The 9,498-nt window shown below is 33.6% G+C and carries 8 protein-coding genes; 3 read left to right on the forward strand and 5 right to left on the reverse strand.

Annotation, left to right across the window (positions count from 1 at the left end; all coding sequences use genetic code 11):
- From Q1V93_RS19280 to Q1V93_RS19290, 3 genes are all read right to left on the reverse strand, one after another.
- Positions 1–294, reverse strand: a 294-nt coding sequence (locus tag Q1V93_RS19280) for a hypothetical protein (protein WP_300667111.1), incomplete at its 3' end; no start/stop codon positions are given.
- Positions 295–930: 636 nt separating this feature from the next.
- Positions 931–1,773 carry a DUF2726 domain-containing protein gene (locus Q1V93_RS19285; RefSeq protein WP_300667113.1) on the reverse strand — a complete coding sequence of 281 codons (843 nt, stop codon included), beginning with the start codon at positions 1,771–1,773 and terminating at the stop codon, positions 931–933.
- A gap of 86 nt (positions 1,774–1,859) precedes the next feature.
- Positions 1,860–2,729, reverse strand: coding sequence for a type II toxin-antitoxin system death-on-curing family toxin (locus Q1V93_RS19290; RefSeq protein WP_300667115.1), 870 nt, complete (start codon positions 2,727–2,729; stop codon positions 1,860–1,862).
- Between the two features lie 317 nt (positions 2,730–3,046).
- On the opposite strand from Q1V93_RS19290, the gene Q1V93_RS19295 reads away from it, so the two are divergent.
- From Q1V93_RS19295 to Q1V93_RS19305, 3 genes are all read left to right on the forward strand, one after another.
- Positions 3,047–4,555 (forward strand): hypothetical protein, encoded by a 1,509-nt coding sequence (locus Q1V93_RS19295; protein ID WP_300667117.1) that lies wholly within the window; start codon positions 3,047–3,049, stop codon positions 4,553–4,555.
- A gap of 43 nt (positions 4,556–4,598) precedes the next feature.
- Positions 4,599–5,216, forward strand: coding sequence for a hypothetical protein (locus Q1V93_RS19300; protein WP_300667119.1), 618 nt, complete (start codon positions 4,599–4,601; stop codon positions 5,214–5,216).
- A gap of 389 nt (positions 5,217–5,605) precedes the next feature.
- Positions 5,606–6,814: a YCF48-related protein gene (locus Q1V93_RS19305; protein WP_300667121.1), complete on the forward strand. Its 1,209-nt coding sequence runs from the start codon at positions 5,606–5,608 to the stop codon at positions 6,812–6,814.
- 527 nt (positions 6,815–7,341) lie between these two features.
- Here the strand turns inward: Q1V93_RS19305 and Q1V93_RS19310 are convergent.
- Together Q1V93_RS19310 and Q1V93_RS19315 are read right to left on the reverse strand one after the other, a co-directional pair.
- Positions 7,342–7,716: a hypothetical protein gene (locus Q1V93_RS19310; protein WP_300667123.1), complete on the reverse strand. Its 375-nt coding sequence runs from the start codon at positions 7,714–7,716 to the stop codon at positions 7,342–7,344.
- 19 nt (positions 7,717–7,735) lie between these two features.
- The coding region (locus tag Q1V93_RS19315; RefSeq protein WP_300667125.1) for an RHS repeat-associated core domain-containing protein at positions 7,736–9,498 on the reverse strand (1,763 nt) is incomplete at its 5' end.

The following is a 9,498-nucleotide window of genomic DNA, read 5'->3' on the forward strand; positions in this document are numbered from 1 at the left end:
TCCTACAAAACGAAAAATTCGGTCCGGTGAGCTGGGTCTAATTATTAAATTATTCATACCTGGTCCCTCAATTACCAGGTTTTTTAGAAATTCAATTCTTCCTGTGCTTAAAAAAATAGTTCCCGTTACCTGGAACTTAATCGTATCGCCCGGAAAAGCGTTGATCACTTGTTGTCTAAGTGTTCCCGGACCGTTGTCACCGAGAGAAGTAACATACAGAACAGATTGCGCTCTAACCTGCATTGCAACAAAACACATGAAAACAAAAATTAGGCGGTTGGCTTTATTTATCATAAGTAATTTAATTTAAGAGGTATCTAGATTGCAAATGTAAAGAACCTTGGTAGAATAATAACTCTTGATTAATCTCAAAGTCCAATTTTCAGGATACCTGGTATAGGTATTTTATCGGTTGGCCAATTAATACATACTTGTGAAGTACCAATATAAAAATAAAAGCGAACTGTTTTCGTGTTTTTTTAACGGACTCGACTCCTGATAACAGACCTAGATATAGTTGATTTTTGTTGCCTGAAACCAATTAGATTAGAACTGCCTTAAATATTAGAAATACACAATAAAATCAATGGTTTACAAGAGATTTTTCTTCGCTATCCTCCTTGTTCCTCCCTCCGAGGGAGGAAACTAGATTCAGCCTTCAAACACGGATTCCCCCTCTTCATTCTCATTCCCCGCTCTCGCTCTGCAAAAAGAAAAGCCAGGTAGAATGAGAAACAGAACGAGTAGAAGTACAAAAAGAAAAGCCTCAACGAACAATCGTCAAGGCTTTTCTTTTTGTTGTGAACCCGTTGCAACAAAAGTCGAAACAAAATATAACTGAAGAAGCTCCATAAAGGGGCTTTTCTTTTTGTTGTGATCCTACCGCAACCAGAGTCGAACACTTTAGAGCAAGACTAAATTTACCCCAAATCAATTTCTTTCAGACCTTGAGTAATTTTCTTTAATAAACAACTCAAAAATATCTTTCATTTCTTTATTCTCTTTTTTCCTTAGTCGAAAAAGTTTCAGTCCTGCTTTTTGAAATATTTCATCTTTCATTTTGTCATTCTCTACATTTTTTGGTTTATCATGCCAACTACTATCAAGCTCAATAAACAGTTCTGGTCTAAATGTAGTTGGATTCACAACACATAAATCAAGTGTAGATTTGTAAAAGAAATTGGAAGTTACATCATTTAGAAAGCTACACACTTTTGAATCTATTATGGTGCTAAGAGCGGTATTTGGGAGTAAAATCGAACCAGACAATACATTTTTTGCTGCGAGATAGAGCTCTTTTTCTTGCGGAGAACCGTTGAAAATATCTTTATCAAACTGAAGTTCACCATGTTCACCAACTTTTACATTAAGATTAGAACTTAGTTGATCAATAACTATTCTTTTCTGAATGGAAATTTCCTCTTTCTCTAAGAATAGTTGGACATCTGGTTCATCAATGAGAATTTCGGCGTAGACTCTATGTGGATTCCTGTCAAACAAATACCTTGCAACACCTCTAAACCCATTATCCGATAACGTGAAAGCTGATTTATCGTGCTGATGTATTTGGAAGATTCTTGTTGCAACATGAATTAAGTCATCACTCGTTTCATTTTCATGTTTTTTTAACTCGTCAATGAATATGTTTTCAAATATGGAAAACGTTGGGGAATCGGCTAAATTTTGAGCATTTTTGTTATCAGATAGAATTCGAGTGAGTTCTATCCAATTCCTAGATTGTAAATAGCGTAAGCAATCTTCTGCTGGATTCATATTTTCAAATTTTAAATGCATTAAGAAATAGACACAACTCAAATAAAGCAGTAACAAATGATTGTATGTTAGTTACTTGAATTTGTTTATGTTTTACTTAATTGATATATGATTTGTTTATAAGCTTTAATTTCGGAATCTAGAAAAGCTTCTTCTTCGTAAAAAAATGTATCATCAACACCATGCATTTTAGTGAGATTGAAATCCTTTCTGAAGTTAGATAGGGTTATTTTGTCAACTTCAGACCTATTATTACCTAATGAGTATATTTTTTTCATTTTAGAACCTAAGAGAACTCCTAAAAATTTACTTTCCCTCTCTAATTCACACTCTAAATTCGAACCGTTTTGATTTATTTTTATATGCTTGTTTCGAACGGCTTTTTTAAGTGTCGAAATTTTAACGTTCCCCTTGATAGTATTGGCTTTAGGACTTGAATTTTTCTTTATCCAAAATGCCATAAAACGAATATCCATGTCAGTATCCCATATACTTAACCTTTTTTCGCCTTTGGAACGTATCATTGGATATTTTTTAATATACTTAAGGAAAAACTGATATAGACTTGAGTCAGCAATCGACACGAGAAATTCATAAAACTCTTTCGAGTCTAGTTCTGGAGAAAGGACGTATCCATTATTATAGAGATGTTTTACAATACATAGTAACCCCGTTCGTTTATTTCCATTATGGAAAGCATGATTTTTAATGACCCCAAATGCTAAAGTCGCAACGTTTGAAAAGCAATCATCATATTTATTAAAGTCGCCAAAACCAGCAAACTGACGTCCAATTGCACTTTCAAGCATTCCCTTATTCTTAATTCCCCTCGGCTCTACTGGATCCATTTCCTCCAGAAGATGGACATTGTTAGATAACAAATCATGTAAATGTATGACACCTTCTGTGTCAAGGCAGAAAATTTTCTTACCAGCGTTTGTGGTTATACTCTCCATTATTAATTTTTGCTAACATATGTAAATATTAAGTACACCATTTACAATCAATCAAAACTTTATTTATTCTCGATTTTATTATTGATGAATAGCTCATGTTCTGTTCTTACCTTAATACTACACAATAATTCTGAAAATCAATTCAGTATTGAAAAATTCCGGAAAGAAATTTAGCCCGAAAACCCGCTGCAACAAAAGTCGAAACAAAGCATAGATAAAAAACTCCATAAAAGGGGCTTCTATTTTTACAGGGAGCTTTAAATGTTAATATTCTTTTATAAGAATCACATTTTTATAATGTGATTATATTTATTGCTATGAATAATAAACTAACCCTTGACTACTTGCTGGAAGCAATGAAATCCCAAAAAACAATTGATAATGAAATATTTGAAGAATATTCAGCTATTGATTTTGAGAATAAAACGGATTTCGGAGAAAATAAAGTTCTTCGATTTTCAAATTGTGATTTCAAAAAAGGGTTTGCGATAAATAATTTACAAGTTGATTTATACTTTGAATTTGATAACTGTAAACTAGGCAGGTTCAAAATGATAAAATCATTATTAAACGAATTACAATTTGAACGGTGTACAATTGGTTCAATTTCCATTTATAATTCAGAAATACAAACCACATTACTCGAGAATTCTGAATGTAGCCAATCAATAATCCTATCAGAATTAAAGGGAGAGTCCCTCTCTATTGAAAATGCTCAAATCAATAAAATTAGGCTTCATAGTAAAGAATTAGAGTCTGTAAATATAATTTCCAAAAATCAAATCAATCAAATTGAATTAACCAATTTCAGAAACGTGACGATCGTCGGAGGAGTTGAGAAAATTATTTCCAAAGCTAAAGAATTTGATTCTTTAACGATTATGGCACATTATAAATTCATCGATAAAACAAAAGTGGAGATACTTGCTAATAAAATTCAAGAATTAAGTTTTGAATTTCATTCATTTACAGGTTCCATTACTTTAGATGAAATTGAAATCAATCACTTAAAAATGAATGATGTCATAAGTAATTTTGGTAGTGTTCGTTTTAACGAAATCAAAATCGATAAAGCGGAGTTTTACGATGTTGCAATTAAATCGTTTTATTGGAATCAGGTCTTCTTTGATAATAAACTATTAATTGAACGATGTGATTTTAGTTCACTGAATATTGCCAATGTAAAATGGCTACCAGGAAAAAAACTTTCTGATAGTTTTATTGACGAAGATATTCCGATGTTTTATCCAATTCGAAAAAAATGGCTAAAAAAGTTCGAAGCAGATATAAGTTCCAATAAAGGCAATTTATTGTACCGCATTAGAAAATATCTATTTGGCAATCTTTACAATTATGAAGATCAAGATGTAAGTATTTTACTTTATGAACGTGAGACTTATAGACAATTAAAAGCAACATCTATCTCTAATCATAATTTAATTGAATCGCTGGATTTTTACAGAAATGAAATGCGCCTTCGATGGAAAGAAATTCGAATTAGTTGGAACATTCCATTTTGGGATCGAATTTTAATATTCTTGAGTCGCTGGGTTTCAGATTTTGGTCAAAGTTGGGCATTACCATTAATGTGGTTATTTGTATTCCATACATTGATCTATTTTTTGATTATAGGATTCAACTTCACTAATGATTTTGAAACTTTTAGAAACGGAACTGGGCAATACTTTGAACTTTTGAATCCGGTCCATAAGACACCTGAATATATAAAAGGATTTGATATAGGTTTGGAATTGCTTTTACGGATTTCAGACGGATTTTTTATTTATCATTTTATAAGGGCAACAAGAAAATTTGGGAAGATTTAAAAAAGAATGAAACTGTCCAATTCGTACGAACTAAAAATTATTTATGAGTAAAAAAGATTTCTTTATTGACCATGACCAAAAAGCCATAATTAATGGTTGGGATGATAAATATTTAAGGGAAGTTATTTCTATTTGGAATAAAGAAGTACCCGAACATATTCAACGTTTTAACAGTTACAATGAAGATCGGAATTCGGTCATTTACTTCGCGCTATTTATGGAATATCATGTAAATAGATCCTTGGAAATATTGTTCCCAGACTTCAATTCATTTTTAGATTTTTCTAATACAGCAATAAGCGTTAAAATAAATATGCTTGCTTCATTCAGACTTTTTCCAAAACAAATTTTCGAAGCCTGTCGTTGCATCAACAATATACGAAATGAATTTGCGCACGAATTTTCAATTACAAAAATCGAAGAACTCGAACAATTACCAGCAGATAGAAAAAGGAAAACCATTGATAAACTAGTTTTATTGACTAATGAATATTCTGGTGATTACGATGAATATGTTACAGTATCAGACACCGCAAAAAACAGATTCAAAACACTTGTTATGAATACAATTACTGCATTTCGAATTTATGAACCATTAGCGAAAAAACTAAGAGAGCAAATTGAAAGTAATACTTTTTTGAAGGAAGATAAAAAATCGTAACTGCCCACTAATAAGTGGGCAACTAACTTTTTTTGTAGGATTTAAGCTATTTACATATGAATAAAAAGACAACTGCCCACCAAATGGTGGGCAGTTGTCTTTTTTTGTGAACCCGTTGTAACAAAGTTCGAAACAAATTATAGATAAAAAAGCTCCGTAATGGGGCTTTTATTTTTATAGAGAATTGTTTAAATTACCCTATTTGAGTGGTTCAATCTCTTTTACATCATTTTCAATTCCATGTTCTTTGTACTCTGAAAATAAGCCTAATCCTACCAAGTTAAGGTTTTCAGTATAATCCTTTTTTACAGTATATCATTTTAATACCTTTCAAAGAATCCTATCTTTATCCAGACTAATAAATTATAAAACCACTCATTTAATACGCAATGAAAGAAATACTACTCATTTTTGTTTCCCTTTTTCTATCCTCGTCATTAATCTCTCAAACTTTTTCAGCTCTAAATAGTGGTACGGGAAATGAACTTCACGGAATAAAACTTTTAAGTGATACCAAAGGAATCGCTGTGGGGGATGGAGGAAAGATTTTAATGACGACTAGTGGCGTAAATTGGGCACAAAAGATTTCTGGAATAACTGCCGGTTTAAAGGATGTAGAATATATTAACACAACTACAATTATAGCTGTTGGAGATGGTGGTACAATTGTTAAATCTACGAACGGTGGAATGGGATGGACATCAATATATTCGGGCACAACCGAAATGTTGCTTTCGGTTTGTGTAAATGGGACAGATATTTATACATGTGGTCAGAATGGTGTCATTTTGAAGTCCACCGATGAAGGAAATTCCTGGAGTTCAGTAAGCCCCGGGCAAGGAGCACATATCTTCGATGTTTTCTTCACTAGCCCAACTGTTGGCTACGCTGTGGGGAATGATGCCCATATTCATAAAACAACTAATGGGGGATTAAGTTGGACGACTCTTTATGACTTTGATAGTGGTATTTCAGCCAACTTTCAATTGCGGAGTATCTATTTTAAAGATGCTAATAATGGGTTTATAGTAGGAAAAAATTTAATTGAGAACCAAGCGATCATTATACGTACCACAAACGGAGGGGCAACCTGGATACCACAAATTGTTTATGGGGACTCTTATGTTGATATAAAATTCGTAAATAACAATGTCGGATTCATCGTTGGTCAAAACCTAAATTCATATGTAGGTGTGATTTCAAAAACTACCGACGGAGGGACTAACTGGACTTTTTTAACTTCTCTACCTAAAGTTCAAAATGCGATCGCCTTTTCAAATTCTGGTGTTGGATACACTTGTGGATTCAACGGAAGTATTTTTAAGTCTACAAATATTAATTTGGGAATTGATGATTTGGAAAATAATCAGACTCTTTCAGTATATCCGAATCCAAGTTCCGAGAAAATCACAATTACTTTAGATTCTTCTATTGCATCTAAAAATCTAGCCATTCATGTTTATTCGATTTCAGGGGAAGAAATAATATTTCAATCTAATACAACGACAATAGATGTTTCAGATTTTCCAACTGGAACCTATTTTCTAAAAGTTCAAAATGAAACTTCTTCCTGGACAAAAACAATAATTAAGGAGTAATTGCAGAAATCTAGTTTTCCCCATGATATTTCATCTTTAGATCAGCGTACATATCAGCTGCAACATTATCTAATGTGTTTATAGGTAAATACTTAGCGTTTTCTAACTGATTCAAATACCATGTCTTCAATTCCTCATAATTTTCATAGGTATTGAGTCGCATAAGTTCAAATATATCTTCGTAAAGATTAAGCCTGTAATTGGATGCGTTCGTGTAAAAAAAAGAAAGGAACTTTACGATCTGAGTATTACGAAGATCGGCTCTTATTAATCGAATAATTACTTGTGAATAGTCAATAGTTGTCATCGCATTTTAGAATTTAATGAGACAATAGTTTATAGCAAAATTGTATTTAGAAGTAACCTTTGTGCTTTACTGTTACTTTTTGTTCAGTGAAAAGAAAATAGTGGTGAATAATCGAGTAGGTATTTGCTTTACCTACTCGATTTCAAATAAAAGGTGTTTTGAATTATGAATACTTTTCTTTTAATGTTTTCATCAGTTCATACTACATAATAACAAACCATTAAAGTTTTAGCAGTCCCTTTTTCCAAACTTCTAAAGTGGTGAATGCAAGAGGGGCAGCATGATTTGGAACAGGAAGATTGTCTATTTCTTCCAAAACTTTCTCAGCAACTTTTGGATCGGTAAATAAGCAGTACATTGCTGATAAACAGCGAACATACTTGTCTTCATGGAACATAAACTCATTAATGTCATTTAAGTATCCTTCATCTTTCGCTTGTTTACAAAGAGCACTAATTTTGTCTCGTACAGCATTAGATTTTCGAACATATTTCGCTAATTCAGATTTAACTACGGGTGTTGTTTCAAAGCCTTGCCTCTGAAATGAAGCATACTGTAACACCAATTCAAAATATTTTTCTTTAAACGAATTCATACAATTGTCTATTTTTAATTTAAGGTTTCCAACCAACTTGTCTCATGATTTTCAGTCCGTACTCTCTCTGTTCGTTAAAACTTAGTGTTTTTACATAATCCCTAACCCTAGAAAAACCTTCTGGTCCTCTAGAATTGTAATGTCCTGTAACCAACCTATGAAGATTTACGTCCAATCGAATGAGATTGTCTGAATTTTGAATTACCTCATGTCCAAATTTAAGAACATTATCTGCATGTTGTTCTACAACGTGATGCCATTCCATTCTCACTCCAGCAGATCCGTTCAACGACTTAAAACTTCTAAAAGCTCTCTTATTAGCTCTAATTGCATCTGCAACTTCATCAAAAGGGGTAAGTTCCAATGCCGCAATACCACCGGCAGTCCAATAACTACCCGTCTGAATATTACCGGCAATATCAGGAATGGATGAAGCCGGAGAAATTTCATACATTAGTCCAAAGATGTTTTGTGTCCGGGCAAAATCATATTTTAACTTCTCAAGTTGTGCTAAACGCCCTTGTTCTTGTAAGTAATAATCGAACCAATGAGTACTTCGGAAATCTTCAGCCATAAATTCACCTTGCCATTGTTGAAAGAGAAACTCAGTTGTTGCTGCTTCCATTGCAGATACAGCACCGACTTGAACAACTCCTGCTTCTTCCCAACCATAATTTCCAAGTTTGTAATATTTACCTGCCTCAAATACTCCGTGACTTGCTTTAAAGTCGGTAGCTGATATCGGATCTGCACTTCCTTTTCCAAGTCTATAGTAAGAACCATCTGTTGACTGAATTGTTGTTCCATCAGGAGCAAACTCCGTATATCCTTCAGGTAGTTGACTTGCGGAGTTTACATTTTCACGATATTCCCATACAGTATTCCCATTTTCATTGACTTTTCCAACCCATCCTTGTGGTCCCATTCCTGTTGGATCGGTCAGCATGATCGGGTTGCCCATTACGTAGTTGTAAGTAGACCAGGCATGAAATTGCATCGCTAAAGGGTCAACACTCATGTATCTTGCTAAATCTTGATCATAGTAACGTGCGCCGTGGTATTGATATCCTGTTACACCATCTAATTCATGACCAGTATACCCATATCTATAGCCTTCTTGATTTGTGCTGTAGTACTCACGGGCAGGCATTGTTTTTCCGTATGGGTAGTAATCAATTGCATTTTCAATAACCCCACCATTATCAAGAGTAATACGTGTACTGCCTACCCAATCTTTCAACTGGTAGTGATACTGCATTTTGCCATTTACAAGTATGGAATATCCTGCTGCCGTTTGATAGCTTTTTACGACTCCATTTTGATCCAGAATGATTTGATCTATATAATACTCCTTGTCTGTATCCGAATATTCTTTTACGGAGCGTGCCCCCCTGAAGTAACGATAAATACTTTGACTGGTATTTGTTTTAGTGATTGAAGTTGGTAAATCATCAAAGAACGAATATGTAATGTTGTTCACATCGTTTCTTGGATCAGTAAGCAGGTTTCCATTTCCATCATAGGTATAGTTATACAAAGCCGGAGTTCCGTTAGTGAATTGAAAACTAGCTTGTGTCAGCTTATTTGTATTCGTTTGGTAAGAATACAATTGCTGCATACGTTGTCCGATGTTATTGTTACGGTTAAGAGTAATGAAATTCCCGTTTTTCTGATACCAGTATGCAGCATCATAGTATTTTGCATTTTCCGCGGCAACCGGAGTAGGGAAATTAGGTAAGTAACCATAAGCTGTTGCAGTTGGGTTTGGCACACAATTAACAG

Origin of the sequence: Fluviicola sp., assembly GCF_030151805.1 — a bacterium.
In the GTDB taxonomy this organism is placed as follows: domain Bacteria; phylum Bacteroidota; class Bacteroidia; order Flavobacteriales_D; family Crocinitomicaceae; genus Fluviicola.

Bases quoted from the DNA above. Each gene is read 5' to 3' on its own strand.
- Q1V93_RS19310 (WP_300667123.1), bottom strand. From the start codon at position 7,716: ATGAATTCGTTTAAAGAAAAATATTTTGAATTGGTGTTACAGTATGCT.
- Q1V93_RS19305 (WP_300667121.1), top strand. From the start codon at position 5,606: ATGAAAGAAATACTACTCATTTTTGTTTCCCTTTTTCTATCCTCGTCA.
- Q1V93_RS19300 (WP_300667119.1), top strand. From the start codon at position 4,599: ATGAGTAAAAAAGATTTCTTTATTGACCATGACCAAAAAGCCATAATT.
- Q1V93_RS19285 (WP_300667113.1), bottom strand. From the start codon at position 1,773: ATGAATCCAGCAGAAGATTGCTTACGCTATTTACAATCTAGGAATTGG.
- Q1V93_RS19295 (WP_300667117.1), top strand. From the start codon at position 3,047: ATGAATAATAAACTAACCCTTGACTACTTGCTGGAAGCAATGAAATCC.
- Q1V93_RS19290 (WP_300667115.1), bottom strand. From the start codon at position 2,729: ATGGAGAGTATAACCACAAACGCTGGTAAGAAAATTTTCTGCCTTGAC.